Here is a 13,523-nt window from a genome sequence, read left to right on the forward strand (position 1 = left end):
GATTAGCTCGAATAAATAATAAATTGACGAGATTGGTTTAAATGAAAAGAACATTTAAACTGTCTCTCTTTTCGCTTGGCTTTTGTTCAGTTTTCAAAGAACTTATTTGTCACTCATCGGCGACATTTATTATCATAACATAATAAATTGTTCCGCGCAACAACTTTTTTAAAAGTTTTTAGGAATATTTAAATCCGTTGTCAGCGACAAGTAATAATATATCATGTTATTCAATTCTGCGCAATATTTATTTTATATTTATTTTATATTTATTTGCGACTAGATTAATTAATTTATCACAAACGTTGTCAAACTGCAATCTATTTTTAATAGCCCTATTCAAAACAATCATGACAAAGACATAGGGATATTTAGAAAGCTTACCTAAATGGAGAAATCCTTCACGAGTCACGTTACTGCAACTAACTTTACGTTAGATGCTTTACCAAAAGGTTGTTTTTATCCTTTTGGCAAAGCATGCAATGAGCAAACGGAGCCACTGTGTGCACCCTTTAAGCTTTTGAATCAGCCCCTTCATTTACGTCTCTTTCCTAATAGCTTCTTCTATATTATAAAGAGACAAATCTATCTCAGTCTCCTTGCCAAGTGCCAACTTTGCCAATTCTGCACCAAGGTAAGGACCGATTGTTAATCCAGAGGAACCTAAACCGTTGGCTACGAATAACCCTGAATAATTTGGAATCTCCCCGATAACCGGAAGAAATCCAGGCGCTACCGGTCTAAACCCCACTTTGATCTCATTTACTTCCGCCTGAGATAAACCAGGCGCTATTGTAAAAGCTTTATCTAAAATTTCATGCACACCACCAGCCGTTACTCTCGTATCAAAACCAACTTCATCTTCATGAGTTGCCCCTGCAACAATACGCCCCTTATCAAACGCTAGAAGATAGTGATTAGTTGGCGACATTACGACAGGCCACTCATCAGTGTTCGTATTAAGCAAATCTAAATGAGCAATTTGAGCCTTTTGAGGTTCGATCTGAAATGTAATACCGAGCAGCTGTAAAGTCTCTCTAGCCCAAGCCCCTGATGTGACAATGACTTGATCAGCCATTATTGTTTCTCCGTCTGCAATTACTCCCTTAAGCTCTTGACCATCACAAAACAACTTCCCCTCCGCTCTAATCATACGGGTTCCATGTCGCTTTGCTGCGTTTATCAAAGCAAGACAGACCGCTTTCCCATTTACACGGGCGGCACCACTTACATGAAGAGAACGATACTCATCTGATAAAACAGGAAAGCGTGATTTTGTTTCCTCAGGTGTAAGCCTAGTTATCTCACCAATCTCAGGTGCATCCTCACGACGCTTTTTAGCTCGTTCTTCCATCTTGTCCAATTTGCCTATATCCGAATGTAAACAGAGTACTCCTACCTTTGCATACCCTGTTTCCCTTTCTCCTTCAGCTTCTAGTTGCCCAATTAATTCTGGATAGTACTTTGCCCCTGCTTTTGCTAACTGATACCAAGCTTTATTTCTTCGCTGTGATAACCAAGGACAAATAATGCCGGCAGCAGCATCAGTCGCTTTTCCAATATCATTTCGATCAATTAATGTAACATTTGCGCCAGACCTTGCAAGATGATAAGCCGTTGATGCACCGACAATCCCAGCACCTATAACAACAATTCGTTTCACCTTAAACACCTATTCCTTCTCCGTTATTCTCTCATTTTACAGGAACGATTTAATAACTACAATTTAATAGCCACGAACACTGAAATTGTTAAAAAGTATGTAATGCTTGCGATAATTTTTGAGGCGGTTGTCATAAATGTAATCAAATTGTTATTGCACTGTTCTTTGTTTTCGCAAATTCAATGGTACGATATGTTTCGAAAAGCTTGATTAATAGATTTTTGGAGGTAGTTTATGAAAAGAATGCTCCTTTCACTTGTAACTTTAGCAGTTTTGGCCACTACTATGACATTAGGGACAGAGGCTTCCGCAAAAGAAGTAACAATACAAAAGGGGGATACATTGTGGAATATCTCACAAAAACACAATGTTTCCGTTAATGATTTAAAAGTTTGGAATGAACTCTCAAGCAATCTTATTATTCCAAATCAACGTTTAATCGTCTCCCCTTCAGAAACGTATATCGTTAAAGAAGGCGATACTCTTTCAGCTATTGCAGCAAAATATGAGAACGTTTCGACCAAGGATTTAATTGATTGGAATCAAATTCAAAACCCATCCCTTCTCAAGATTAATGATAAGCTCATTATTCACGTTAAAAGATCGGACAAGCAACAAAATGCGGAAGTTAAATCGGTATCAACAAACTCAAACTCGGGTTCACAGAAAAATAGTAATCGTTCTAATGAAACAAATTCTTCGAGTGAGGTTAAAGAATTAACTATGACCGCAACAGCTTATACTGCATCATGTGAAGGTTGTTCCGGCATCACAGCTACCGGAATCGATTTAAACAAAAATCCAAATAAAAAAGTCATTTCAGTAGATCCTTCAGTTATTCCACTAGGCTCTAAAGTTTATGTAGAAGGCTATGGTTATGCAATCGCCGGTGATACAGGCTCGTCTATAAAAGGCAATAAAATTGACATTTTCCTTGCCGACAAACAAGATGCTATAAATTGGGGTTCAAGAAAAGTAAAAGTAAAAGTCCTAAACTAATTTTAATACATATAGGCAACTGTCTTTTGTCAATGGACAGTTGCCTTTCTATATTATTTATGCTTTTTCATCAAAAAACGACTGTATCATTAACAAGCCCAATTTAACTTTATCAAGATATCCGCCCACCCATCTTAGAAAACCTTACATATAGCTATAGTGTAGCCACTCAAAAAAGGAGGAATTCTTCATGAGTCATGTTACAGGAACTAGCTTCACGTTAATTGTTGTGTTATTTATCCTACTAGTAATTGTAGGGTCTGCATACACGTATTAATAAAAGAGTAAAAAGCAGCTAGGAACATCACTCCTAGCTGCTTTTATCATTTACCTAATCTTACGTACTGGTACTGGTTCCCCCCGGAGCAATTTAACAATCGAGAACATAATGATCACGATAATCACTGTAAAAGGAAGAGCAGAAACTAACGAAGCTGTTTGCAAAGCGCCTAGTCCCCCAGCAAATAATAGGACAATGGCGATTGCTGCCATCAAAATTCCCCACGTTAACTTAATATACGTTTTAGGAGATAAGCTTCCTCCTGATGTCATACTAGCTAAAATATACGTGGCTGAATCTGCTGACGTTACTAGGAACGTGAAAATTAATAAAAATGAAATAACCGACATCACCATGCTTAATGGTAATTGAGCAAATGTTTCAAAAAGAGCAACTGTTATATCGGCATTTACTGCTTCAGCTATCGCTGTACCTTGCATTAAATCATAATAAAGAGCCGTTCCACCAAAGGTAGCAATCCAAAAACATGCAATTAATGGTGGGACAACCATTACCCCAATTACAAATTCACGAATCGTTCTTCCTTTTGAGACACGAGCAACGAATGCTCCCACGAAAGGCGACCAAGCAATGGCCCACGCCCAATAGAAAATAGTCCAGTCTCTAACCCAAGTGCCGCCTCGATAATGGGTTAACCGTAGACTGTATGCAATAAACTCATTAATGTAATCACCAATCCCTAGGGTGAATGAATTCATTATAAACACAGTTGGACCAGCAATAAAGACAAACAATAGTAGCACTAAGCATAAACTCAGATTTAAATTACTTAACCACTTAATCCCTTTATTTAATCCCGTAGTGGATGATAAAGAATAAAGAATAAGAAGAATTACCATTATGATCAATTGCACCCAAATTGAATTAGGGATATTAAATACAAAATGTAAACCGCCACTCATTTGCAAAATCCCTAACCCTAACGATGTTGCTACCCCCATAACCGTAGCAATTACAGCCAAACAGTCGATCACGTTTTTTACTGTTTTATTTTTTCCTACAATCGGTTCAACCGCCGTTGATACGAGGCCATCCTTCTCTTTCCGAAATTGCAGAAACGCAATCATCAACCCGATTATTGCAAAGACAGACCATTGACTTAAACCCCAGTGAAAGAAGGAATACCCCATAGCAATCCTTGCTGTCTGATGAGTTAATGGTTCAACATTCATAAATGGTGGTGAGAAAAAGTGGCTCATTGGTTCCGCTACTCCCCAGAAGACCAACCCAACACCAAATCCTGCTGAAAATAACATGCCGACCCATGTGAAAAAAGGGTATTCAGGCTTGGAGTCCTGAGGTCCTAGACGAATCTTCCCGTATTTACTTATCGCTAATCCAACTAGGAATAGGACAAAAATAAAAACCGAAAAAAGAAAAAACCAACCAAAGTTCGTTGTTGTAAATAGAAATAACCCTTCTGCTCCAGCTCCAAATCGCTCTGGCGCAATACCACCAAAAAGGACGAGGATGATGATAATAACGGCTGACACAAAAAAAACAGGGTTAAGAAACGTTTTCCGTGCCATCATGTTTCCTCCTTCCTAATCTCTGTTTATATGGATTTATTTATCTCCTCATTCACCTGTAATATTCGGAATACCCACTCCTGACAAAAATTACTTTTAAGCTAAATAGAAACGGAACTTTTGGTAACGAAATCCTCGTTTAGCTGACTCACTGTAAACCATACTAATGGATGTCGAATTCCTACATTTCGGCATAGCAACACTCAAAAATAAACAATTAGGAGATGTTACAATGTTTGGTATGGGACAAAACAACAACAACAACAACAACAATAACACGTTAATGTGGTCATTAGTTGGTATTGGCGTAGGTGCAGCTGCTTATACCATGATGAGAGGCCGTAATAACCAAGGCAACAATAACAACATGATGCAGCCGGTACAGCGTGCATTTAACCAATTAAGAGACTAATGTATGCGAAGGGCGTCTCCAAAACATGTGAGACGCTCTTTACTCGCTATTTTTTTGCTACGCCTGATTCATATCCAGCCTGAATGACTGCTTCACGTATTTTCGGAACAATTTGTTCATTAAACACACCTGGGATGATATAGTCCTCATTTAACTCATCCTCCCCTATCGTAGAAGCAATTGCTTTTGCTGCAGCTAATTTCATTTCTTCATTTATATCTGAAGCTCTACAATCAAGGACACCACGAAACATTCCGGGGAAACACAATACATTATTGACTTGATTTGGATAGTCAGAACGCCCGGTTGCCATTACCTTGACATACGGTTTTGCAACCTCAGGTGAAATTTCTGGATTTGGGTTTGCTAGTGCAAACACAATCGGTTCGTTTGCCATCTTCTTTACATCCTCTACTTTAAGAACATCCGGAGCTGAAACACCGATGAATACATCAGCATCGTTAATAACCGAGGAAAGTGGTCCTTTTTCAAGGTGAGGATTTGTATTTCGGGCGTACCAAGTCCACATCTTATTTTCATAGTGTTCATCGCGAGACAGTGCACCAAACCGATCAACCCCGACAACATGCTCAGCTCCAGCAGCTAATAGCATTTTTGTAATCGCGATACCTGCTGCCCCAATTCCACATACGACGATTTTGCAAGCCTTTAATTCTCTATTCGTCACTTTTAATGCATTAAGTAAACCTGCTAGAGCGACAATCGCGGTACCATGCTGATCGTCGTGGAAAACAGGAATATCAATTTCTTTCTTTAATCGTTCCTCAATTTCAAAACATTGCGGTGAAGCAATATCCTCTAAATTGATTCCTCCAAACGTTGGGCTTAGTGCTTTAATAATTTGAATGATTTCTTCTGTATCGTTAGAGTCCAAACAGATTGGGTACGCATCGACATTTGCAAACTGCTTAAACAACATGGATTTCCCTTCCATTACAGGCATTGCAGCCTCTGGTTTAATTTTTCCTAAGCCTAAAACAGCCGTTGCATTTGTAATAACGGCTACTGCATTTTTTTTTATCGTTAAATTATAAGCAAGTGTAGGATTTTCTTCAATTGCCATACAAATACGTGCAACCTCAGGTGTATAAACATGAGATAATTCCTCACGATTATCAATTGAGTTTTTCGAAGTTACTTCAATTTTTCCACCTAAATGTAATAAAAACGTTCGATCAGACACATGGCGCACGTTCACGCCAGGCAAGTCATGAACCGCTTGAATAATCCGCTCCTGATTTTCTTTACTATTCACATTAACGCTTATATCACGAACAGTTACTTGTGGTCCTTCTTTAATCACGTCAATCGCAATCATATCACCGCCAGCTTCACTTATAACGGTCGCAATCTCTCCAAAGGTCACTTCATTTTTGATTATTTCCAAACGTAAGATTGTTGTCATGTTTGAGCGTGGCAACGGACTCATCCTTTCAAAGTAAATAATATCGGTAGTATCTCTTCAAATCCCCTCTTTTATCACTCATCTGCATAAAAAAAGAAATTAGAGAGAGATTATGATTAAGGAACCTATATTTGGAGGACAGGCTATGATGAATATTCGCGATAAGGTTGAAGCAGATATTACGACCCATAATAAAAATCCGTACAAGATTGTCAAAGAGCTCTTAAAGGATTCGATTACAGAACTAGGATTAAGTGATAACATTTATAATATTTTAAAAAAACCAATGCGCGTGCTTGAAGTTTCAATTCCGATTCGTATGGATAATGGCGAGCTTCGGAATTTTACAGGGTATCGTTCCCAACACCTTGACATCCTTGGTCCAACGAAGGGTGGCATTCGCTTTCATCCTCAGGTCAATGCAGATGAGGTGAAGGCTTTATCAATTTGGATGTCGTTAAAATCAGCAATCTTAGACCTCCCACTAGGTGGTGGAAAGGGTGGCGTTATCGTTGACCCGAGCGAACTATCAGAGCGTGAGCTTGAGGAACTAAGCCGAACCTACATTCGAAAAATTACGCCGATTATCGGGCCACAAAAGGATATTCCAGCACCTGATGTGAACACAAACCCAGAAGTGATGGGCTGGATGATTGATGAGTATGACAAATTAAGAGGCTTTAATGTTCCTGGTATGCTGACAGGGAAGCCGGTGATATTAGGTGGCTCTCTTGGTAGACTCGAAGCAACAGGGCGCGGTGTCGTCATTACCATACGTGAAGCGGCCCGAGTGCTCGGCATGAATTTATCTGAATGTACGGCTTCCTTACAAGGGTTTGGAAACGTCGGCAGTATGACGGCGAAATTTTTACATGAATTAGGTGTGAAGGTTGTTGCAGTAACCGATGCAAATGGAGGGATTTACTCGAAAGAAGGCCTTAATATCCCAGAACTTCTTGAATTCGTCCAAGCAGGCAATAGCGTCGTTGGATATCCTCATGCGTCACCACTATCTAATGATGAATTATTTGGATTGCCAGTCGATATTTTTGTCCCAGCCGCCATCGAGAATCAAATTACAAAAGACACCGCTCCGTATATTAAAGCGAAAATTGTTGCCGAAGCTGCCAATGGGCCCACTACACCTGAGGGCGACCGTATTCTTGAGGAAAATAACGTCTTTGTTATCCCTGATATTTTATGTAATGCGGGTGGAGTAACAGTTTCTTACTTCGAATGGGTACAAAATGCGATGAATTATTATTGGAAGGAAGAAGAGGTCAATCAAAAGCTTGAGGAACGCATGGTCACTGGATTTGAAAATGTATTGAAAATGAGAAACGAACAAAATGGTCGGATGCGTAAAGCAGCATATATGGTCGGGATTTCTCATATCGTGAAAGCATTTAAAGCTCGAGGTTGGATTAAGACTCCTGATTTATCGAGGAACTACTTGAACTAAACGAGAAAGCAGAGGTTAGCTCTTACCTCTGCTTTGGATTCAATAAATCCGTTAATAGTTCTTCTTCCCAAATCTCTGTCGATTGAAAAATCACCTTATCTAGCGTGTTAACGCCTCTACTTATTCACTTCATGTTCCGCACGTTATCTGACAGCTCGTCCAATAATCCTTGATTCATACCAACTGTACCATATACACGTCCTGTTGTTGTTAGAAAGGATGGCATATCGTAAAGTCGATTCGTTGCAATCACCGAAAAAGGGAATTTCCCGAAGCCACAGAAAAACCCCTTGAAAGTCACACTAGGAAGCAGCAATGGCTCCGCACGTTGCTTCAAGGGCATTGAAAAAAGGAAAAACACCCTTTTTCAGTGCCCGCGATTTTCCTGCCCATCGACAACCCCTTGCTGCAACCCAGAAAATAACTCAGGAAAAGTCATTGGAGTGGCATTTGTACCTACTTGTCCCCATATATCGATATGAATTGGACTTTCCGCCGCTCTTATTTTCAAACGATAAAGGTCTTCATATTATTTTGCGTTTATTATATGTACATTTTCTTTCGCATATTGCAGGAGCATGTAAAAAAGAAAAAAATAGCAATAAAACAGGATAGAAGGCATCTTTTCAGCTTAACACCCCTTCCATACCTTTCAAGCAATAGTATGAACAAATAAAACAACACTTAACCAAGATCGAGCAACCATGGTCTGTTTTCATGTCGCCATCATTACATTCACAATATATAATAATGAAAGCCCGCAAAAAGCGGGCTCCTTTTCAAACCCTGCTATGCAAGGCTGCTTACATTAGTAAGCATAGCCTCCCCAAGCAGAACCGATGATGATTAATAGAATGAACAACACAACTACTAACGCAAAGCCGCCGCCAGCATAACCTGCAGTCATTTGAATCGCTCCTTTTAAGAAAGTTTCAGGTGAGTGATTCACTCACAATCATAGTCTATGCTTCCACTACGGAAGTGTGTAAATGAACGACTAATCATCTTAGCCCAAAAATATTGCTCTGACCAATGCCAAAGCTTGAATCCGGCAAACCATAGCCCGGTACTCCGTAACCTGGATAACCGAAACCACTTTGCGGTCTTGGGAACCCTCCGTATGGTGTATAGCCTGTAAGTCCTTGACCTGGGAATCCGTAGCCCATCGGTTGATTAAATCCGCCTCCTGGATTGAAGGCACCGTAACTAGTACTTGGGAATCCATATCCACCAAAGCTATATGGGCTAAATCCAGTCATTCCTGGAGTATAACCATAACCACCACCAACGTTATGATCAAATAATTCACTCCCTAAATATCCCAAGCTAGCACCAATTAAACCTGCCCCTAACGGACTAATTCTTTCTTCTTCTGAAGGATGCCACTCATGTCTATACATTCCTCATTCTCCTCTCATACCCTTGCTCATTGCTACATGTTTAACCTATGACCATTAGATACATGCGGAATAGTCAGTCGCCTAGATTAATTGACATTAATGAAAACGCCTAAATCGACAGAATAATATAAAATTTGACAAGGAGCCCTACGTTCATTATTATTAATAACGTTCTTCTAAACTTTAATTATATTAAAATATGAATTAACGACGTTCTTGCTTCTTTCGTTCGTGAAAGAGGCTTTCTCTATGTAGATTGTTTTTATCGGAGGTGCCACATTGATCGAAATCAAAGAGTTAGTAAAAGAGTATAAAACAAAAAAAGGTTCGGTTCTTGGCGTCGACAACGTTTCTTTAACGATTGAGAAAGGTAAAATCTACGGAATCGTTGGTTATAGTGGAGCCGGGAAAAGTTCATTATTACGTTGCTTAAATTTACTAGAAAAACCAACGTCAGGTGAGATTATCGTTGATGGCGTAAATCTAGTTACTTTAAACAAACAGCAGCTTCGTGAAGCACGTCAAAAAATCGGCATGATTTTTCAGCATTTTCACCTTGTTAGTGCAAAAACTGTTTTTGATAATGTTGCGTTTGCGTTAAAAGCAGCAAATCAACCGAAAGACATGATCGAAAAACGTGTTAATGAATTACTTGACGTTGTCGGTTTAGCTGATAAAAAAGACCATTACCCTTCCCAGTTAAGTGGCGGGCAAAAACAACGGGTTGGTATAGCTAGAGCACTTGCAAACAATCCTAAAGTATTACTTTGTGATGAAGCAACATCCGCTCTTGACCCAAGCACGACAAAATCGATTTTAAATTTGCTCAAGAAAATTAATCGTGAACTAGAATTAACGATTGTTTTAATTACACATGAAATGGAAGTCGTTAAAGACATTTGTGATGAAATGGCCGTTATGGAAAATGGAAAAGTAGTTGAACAAGGTCGTGTTTACGATTTGTTTGCAAACCCAGAACAGCCACTTACAAAAGATTTTATTTCTAGTGTTCTACAATTTGAGCTTCCGAAGCAATTAATGGACGAATGTTCGGGTGTTTTGATAAAGTTACAATTCCGCGGGGCTGTAGCAAGTGAATCTGTCGTTTCAGATGTCCTAAAATCATTTAACGTAACCGGAAATATCATGCATGGGAAAATCGAGTACATAAAAGACGTGCCACTCGGAATTTTCATCATGGAGCTTCAAGGCGAAGCTGGCGAAGTCCAACGTGCGATTGATTATTTAGTAGAACGAACGCATGGTGTGGAGGTGATTGAACATGCTTGAGTCAATCATAAATTTATTACCTGAGTTAAATAAGGCTTTCTTCCAAACGCTTTACATGGTCGGTATTTCATTAAGTATTGCCATTGTGTTTGGCTTACCATTGGGAATTCTGCTATTTATTACTGATAAGGATTTATTTTTAGAGAATCGTGTGTTAAAAGGAATCATTGGAGTAACTGTTAACTTAATTCGTTCCATTCCTTTTATAATATTACTTGTGGCTCTCTTACCCTTTACGCAATTCATTGTCGGAACAACAATTGGGCCAACTGCTGCCTCTGTTTCCCTTTCAGTTGCGGCGATTCCGTTTTTTGCGAGAATTGTTGAATCGGCCGTTCGTAAAATCGATAAAGGGATCATTGAAGCTGCCATTGCAACTGGAGCTACACCATGGATGATTATAAAAGATATTATTCTACCTGAATCAAAGCCTGGGCTTATCCAAGGTTTAACAATCACAACGATCAGTCTTATTGGTTATTCTGCGATGGCTGGGACTGTCGGAGGAGGCGGAATCGGGGATTTAGCTGTCCGTTTTGGCTATTATCGTTATGATAATACGGTCATGTTTACGACTATCATTATCTTAATTTGTCTCGTTCAATTTATTCAATATTTAGGTGACTACATCGCTAAAGTCGTCGATAAACGATAAGGTATTACAGAGGTCTACCCTCTTTTGTAATATAAAATATAGAGAACATAAAAAGGAGAGAAACAATATGAAAGCAATTAAGTTAGCATTTCTTTTATGCTTTGCTGCACTTCTCGTTGCATGCTCATCAAATGAGCAAAGTGCTCCACAGACTGAGTCAGATGCAGAACCAGTAGTTGAGGAAAAAGGTACGTTAAAAATCGGGGCCACTTCTGGTCCATATAGTGATATGGTTTCAAAAGCAATTAAACCTATTCTAGAAGAGCAAGGCTACGAAGTTGAAGTAGTAGAATTCAGTGATTACGTTCAACCAAATAATGCTTTAGGAAATGGTTCAATTGACGCTAACCTATTCCAACATAAAATTTTCATGGAGTCATTTGCAGCGGAAAATGGTTTAGAGCTATCTGAAGTTATTATTGTTCCTACTGCTCCAATGGGAATCTATTCTAGCAAGTTTGAATCAATGGACGCGATTGAAGAAGGTGCAACAGTTGCCCTTCCAAATGACCCGACAAACCTAGCACGTGCATTACTTATTCTTGAAGATGCAGGTTTAATTACAATTAGTGAAGAAGTCGACCCTCTAACTGTTTCAGAGAAAGACGTCGCAAATAACCCGTTAAACCTACAGTTCCAACCTATTGAAGCAGCTCAACTTCCTCGTGCAGTTGAAAGTGTTGATGTCGCAGCAGTACCAGGAAACTTTGCACTTGCTTCAAAAATGGATTTACTAGATGCACTTAAATTAGAGAATATGTTCGATGATTATCGCAACCGTGTCGTTGTTAATACAAGTGATTTAGAAGAGCAATTCGTGGCAGATATTAAAGCAGCAGTAGAATCTGAAGAATTTGAAGCTGTGATTGATAACGAGTTCCAAGGCTTTGGAAAACCAAGCTGGATGGAATAAGTAAACAAGGGGTGTCCAGTTTTAAGGTCTGTTTTTCACCTGGAACTGAACAGCCCCTTCTTTTCTACAACTACCCCTAGTAACTCAATCCTCAAACTGGAGTTGAAATGATTCAGGAACGAAGCTTGGTACTTTTCGATCAAGGATATGCAAAATCATTTTTGAAACTAATACACCTGGTCCAAGTGCTTGTCCGACACTAATCGTTGGGATGGTTTTCTCCTGAATCCATCTAGTCACTTGCTCCATTGAAATGTAGCTTGGTAGTTTTTCTGCATAACCTGAAACAGGAAACCTGATTCCCTTCATTTGTTCAATGGTTAACCCCATTGGCATACCAACATACTCCTCCAACGCCATCCCTTTAGGATCAAAGGCTAATACTGTTGTCCCAAAACCAATAGCTGCTGCTGTAATAATATGAATCCCTCTTTGACGTGCTTCACGATGTAGAAGAACCGCGTACGGAAACGCAAAATAATCAATGGCATCAATGACATAATCAACCTGATGCAAAAAATCTGAAACATTTTCTTCATGAACCCCTTCCGAATATGTAGTAATCTTTAATTCGGGATTAATGGCGAGTAAATGTTCCTTAAGAGCTTCTGATTTATTTCGCCCAATCGTCTTAAATGTGGCCGCGCACTGCCGATTAATATTTGATTCATCAAAACTATCTGGATCTGCAATTCGTAACTCACCAACTCCGATTCTCGTAAGCAATTCTGCTGAGAAGCCACCAATGCAACCGCAGCCAGCTATCGCAATTTTTGCGTTTCGAAGCTTATGCATATCTTCCTCTGACATAATACCTAGATTTCTTGTCAATCGTTCCTGGACTATCATTATTTCACCTCCATTAATTGGGCTTGTGGTGTCACTAAAAACTCGTAAATTGAATATTTTTTTTCTTTCAATAATGGTAGTCCTTCAGTCAAATTAAAAATGCACGGAATTGTTTTTGATCCTAAATATATCTTAGGTTCTCCAATAATTTGAAATGGAAACTTAAAGATTCTGTTTAAATAGTTGAACACTCGTTCATCAATGCAACAAACCCAACATTCAATATTGGCTTCTAATGAATATTGAACGGCAGAACGAATAAGACCTAACCCAACATCGTGTTGAGGAGCTTTTGTAAGTGCACTTAGCTCAGCTAAAGTATTCTTTTCAAAATTTCTTAATTTTTGTAGAGAAATATCATTTATTTCAAAGTTTTTTATAGTTGGTAAACTCATTAAATCCATAAAAACAAGTCTTGTTACACCAACTACTTGGTCTTTCTCTTGTGTTTCTGCAACAAAATAGGTGGAATACGGTTCGTATTCGTCTATTTCATTATTTTTAAAAAAACCTAGCTCTTTGTAACGATTGTAATGTAGGGAAATAGCCTCTTCTCTAACCTCCCCCTCTGCTTTACTATAAACATAACGGTCTAAATTCCTCATACAAAACTCTCCTTTTTAA

At 39.0% G+C, this 13,523-nt stretch carries 15 protein-coding genes and 1 pseudogene; 7 read left to right on the forward strand and 9 right to left on the reverse strand.

Going from position 1 to position 13,523, the window contains the following annotated elements; genetic code table 11:
- Positions 1-538 precede the first annotated feature (538 nt).
- Positions 539-1,663, reverse strand: a complete 1,125-nt coding sequence (locus B1R93_RS00005; protein ID WP_088103337.1) for an NAD(P)/FAD-dependent oxidoreductase — start codon at positions 1,661-1,663, stop codon at positions 539-541.
- Between the two features lie 234 nt (positions 1,664-1,897).
- Between B1R93_RS00005 and B1R93_RS00010 the strand changes: the two genes are divergently transcribed.
- The gene (locus tag B1R93_RS00010) at positions 1,898-2,662 is read left to right on the forward strand and encodes a 3D domain-containing protein (protein WP_088101953.1); all 765 of its coding nucleotides are present in this window, start codon (positions 1,898-1,900) and stop codon (positions 2,660-2,662) included.
- A 190-nt stretch (positions 2,663-2,852) separates the two neighbouring features.
- Complete coding sequence (locus B1R93_RS00015; RefSeq protein WP_088101954.1) at positions 2,853-2,939, forward strand: YjcZ family sporulation protein; 87 nt, start codon at positions 2,853-2,855, stop codon at positions 2,937-2,939.
- A gap of 50 nt (positions 2,940-2,989) precedes the next feature.
- Here B1R93_RS00015 and B1R93_RS00020 read toward each other — a convergent pair whose 3' ends face one another.
- Positions 2,990-4,495 carry a BCCT family transporter gene (locus B1R93_RS00020; protein WP_088101955.1) on the reverse strand — a complete coding sequence of 502 codons (1,506 nt, stop codon included), beginning with the start codon at positions 4,493-4,495 and terminating at the stop codon, positions 2,990-2,992.
- Between the two features lie 229 nt (positions 4,496-4,724).
- Between B1R93_RS00020 and B1R93_RS00025 the strand changes: the two genes are divergently transcribed.
- Positions 4,725-4,904 (forward strand): DUF3918 family protein, encoded by a 180-nt coding sequence (locus tag B1R93_RS00025; RefSeq protein ID WP_088101956.1) that lies wholly within the window; start codon positions 4,725-4,727, stop codon positions 4,902-4,904.
- A gap of 46 nt (positions 4,905-4,950) precedes the next feature.
- Here the strand turns inward: B1R93_RS00025 and B1R93_RS00030 are convergent, their stop codons facing one another.
- On the reverse strand, positions 4,951-6,330 hold the full coding sequence (locus tag B1R93_RS00030) for an NAD-dependent malic enzyme (RefSeq protein WP_088103338.1): 1,380 nt from the start codon (positions 6,328-6,330) through the stop codon (positions 4,951-4,953).
- A 145-nt stretch (positions 6,331-6,475) separates the two neighbouring features.
- Between B1R93_RS00030 and B1R93_RS00035 the strand changes: the two genes are divergently transcribed.
- Complete coding sequence (locus B1R93_RS00035; RefSeq protein WP_088101957.1) at positions 6,476-7,792, forward strand: Glu/Leu/Phe/Val family dehydrogenase; 1,317 nt, start codon at positions 6,476-6,478, stop codon at positions 7,790-7,792.
- Positions 7,793-7,916: 124 nt separating this feature from the next.
- On the opposite strand, the gene B1R93_RS00040 is transcribed toward B1R93_RS00035, so the two are convergent.
- The 4 genes and pseudogenes from B1R93_RS00040 to B1R93_RS00055 all read right to left on the reverse strand — a co-directional run bounded on the left by B1R93_RS00040 (position 7,917) and on the right by B1R93_RS00055 (position 9,192).
- The gene (locus B1R93_RS00040; RefSeq protein WP_088101958.1) at positions 7,917-8,135 is read right to left on the reverse strand and encodes a hypothetical protein; all 219 of its coding nucleotides are present in this window, start codon (positions 8,133-8,135) and stop codon (positions 7,917-7,919) included.
- A gap of 24 nt (positions 8,136-8,159) precedes the next feature.
- Positions 8,160-8,306 (reverse strand): annotated as a pseudogene (locus B1R93_RS00045) (TRAP transporter substrate-binding protein); the annotation flags it as partial.
- Between the two features lie 294 nt (positions 8,307-8,600).
- A complete protein-coding gene (locus tag B1R93_RS00050; RefSeq protein ID WP_088101960.1) occupies positions 8,601-8,699 on the reverse strand; it encodes a YjcZ family sporulation protein in 99 nt (32 codons plus the stop codon).
- A 94-nt stretch (positions 8,700-8,793) separates the two neighbouring features.
- A complete protein-coding gene (locus B1R93_RS00055; protein ID WP_245308145.1) occupies positions 8,794-9,192 on the reverse strand; it encodes a hypothetical protein in 399 nt (132 codons plus the stop codon).
- Positions 9,193-9,471: 279 nt separating this feature from the next.
- Here B1R93_RS00055 and B1R93_RS00060 point away from each other — a divergent pair, with 279 nt between their 5' ends.
- The 3 genes from B1R93_RS00060 (at position 9,472) to B1R93_RS00070 (ending at position 12,050) form a co-directional block, all read left to right on the forward strand.
- Positions 9,472-10,482, forward strand: coding sequence for a methionine ABC transporter ATP-binding protein (locus B1R93_RS00060; RefSeq protein ID WP_088101961.1), 1,011 nt, complete (start codon positions 9,472-9,474; stop codon positions 10,480-10,482).
- Positions 10,475-11,137 (forward strand): methionine ABC transporter permease, encoded by a 663-nt coding sequence (locus tag B1R93_RS00065; RefSeq protein WP_088101962.1) that lies wholly within the window; start codon positions 10,475-10,477, stop codon positions 11,135-11,137. The genes B1R93_RS00060 and B1R93_RS00065 overlap by 8 nt, the downstream gene beginning before the upstream one ends.
- 67 nt (positions 11,138-11,204) lie before the next feature.
- Positions 11,205-12,050: a MetQ/NlpA family ABC transporter substrate-binding protein gene (locus B1R93_RS00070; RefSeq protein ID WP_088101963.1), complete on the forward strand. Its 846-nt coding sequence runs from the start codon at positions 11,205-11,207 to the stop codon at positions 12,048-12,050.
- 84 nt (positions 12,051-12,134) lie between these two features.
- On the opposite strand, the gene B1R93_RS00075 is transcribed toward B1R93_RS00070, so the two are convergent.
- Both B1R93_RS00075 and B1R93_RS00080 read right to left on the reverse strand, forming a co-directional pair.
- Positions 12,135-12,899: a ThiF family adenylyltransferase gene (locus B1R93_RS00075; RefSeq protein ID WP_245308146.1), complete on the reverse strand. Its 765-nt coding sequence runs from the start codon at positions 12,897-12,899 to the stop codon at positions 12,135-12,137.
- Complete coding sequence (locus B1R93_RS00080) at positions 12,899-13,504, reverse strand: lysophospholipid acyltransferase family protein (RefSeq protein ID WP_088101964.1); 606 nt, start codon at positions 13,502-13,504, stop codon at positions 12,899-12,901. The genes B1R93_RS00075 and B1R93_RS00080 overlap by 1 nt, the downstream gene beginning before the upstream one ends.
- Between the last annotated feature and the right edge of the window lie 19 nt (positions 13,505-13,523).

It is taken from the genome of Halalkalibacter urbisdiaboli, assembly GCF_002156385.1.
Classification (GTDB): Bacteria; Bacillota; Bacilli; order Bacillales; family Bacillaceae_D; genus Halalkalibacter_A; species Halalkalibacter_A urbisdiaboli.

Coding starts and splice junctions, on each gene's coding strand:
- B1R93_RS00010 (WP_088101953.1), top strand. CDS start 1,898: ATGAAAAGAATGCTCCTTTCACTTGTAACTTTAGCAGTTTTGGCCACT.
- B1R93_RS00015 (WP_088101954.1), top strand. CDS start 2,853: ATGAGTCATGTTACAGGAACTAGCTTCACGTTAATTGTTGTGTTATTT.
- B1R93_RS00020 (WP_088101955.1), bottom strand. CDS start 4,495: ATGATGGCACGGAAAACGTTTCTTAACCCTGTTTTTTTTGTGTCAGCC.
- B1R93_RS00025 (WP_088101956.1), top strand. CDS start 4,725: ATGTTTGGTATGGGACAAAACAACAACAACAACAACAACAATAACACG.
- B1R93_RS00030 (WP_088103338.1), bottom strand. CDS start 6,330: ATGACAACAATCTTACGTTTGGAAATAATCAAAAATGAAGTGACCTTT.
- B1R93_RS00035 (WP_088101957.1), top strand. CDS start 6,476: ATGATGAATATTCGCGATAAGGTTGAAGCAGATATTACGACCCATAAT.
- B1R93_RS00040 (WP_088101958.1), bottom strand. CDS start 8,135: ATGCCCTTGAAGCAACGTGCGGAGCCATTGCTGCTTCCTAGTGTGACT.
- B1R93_RS00050 (WP_088101960.1), bottom strand. CDS start 8,699: ATGACTGCAGGTTATGCTGGCGGCGGCTTTGCGTTAGTAGTTGTGTTG.
- B1R93_RS00055 (WP_245308145.1), bottom strand. CDS start 9,192: ATGTATAGACATGAGTGGCATCCTTCAGAAGAAGAAAGAATTAGTCCG.
- B1R93_RS00065 (WP_088101962.1), top strand. CDS start 10,475: ATGCTTGAGTCAATCATAAATTTATTACCTGAGTTAAATAAGGCTTTC.
- B1R93_RS00070 (WP_088101963.1), top strand. CDS start 11,205: ATGAAAGCAATTAAGTTAGCATTTCTTTTATGCTTTGCTGCACTTCTC.
- B1R93_RS00075 (WP_245308146.1), bottom strand. CDS start 12,899: ATGATAGTCCAGGAACGATTGACAAGAAATCTAGGTATTATGTCAGAG.
- B1R93_RS00080 (WP_088101964.1), bottom strand. CDS start 13,504: ATGAGGAATTTAGACCGTTATGTTTATAGTAAAGCAGAGGGGGAGGTT.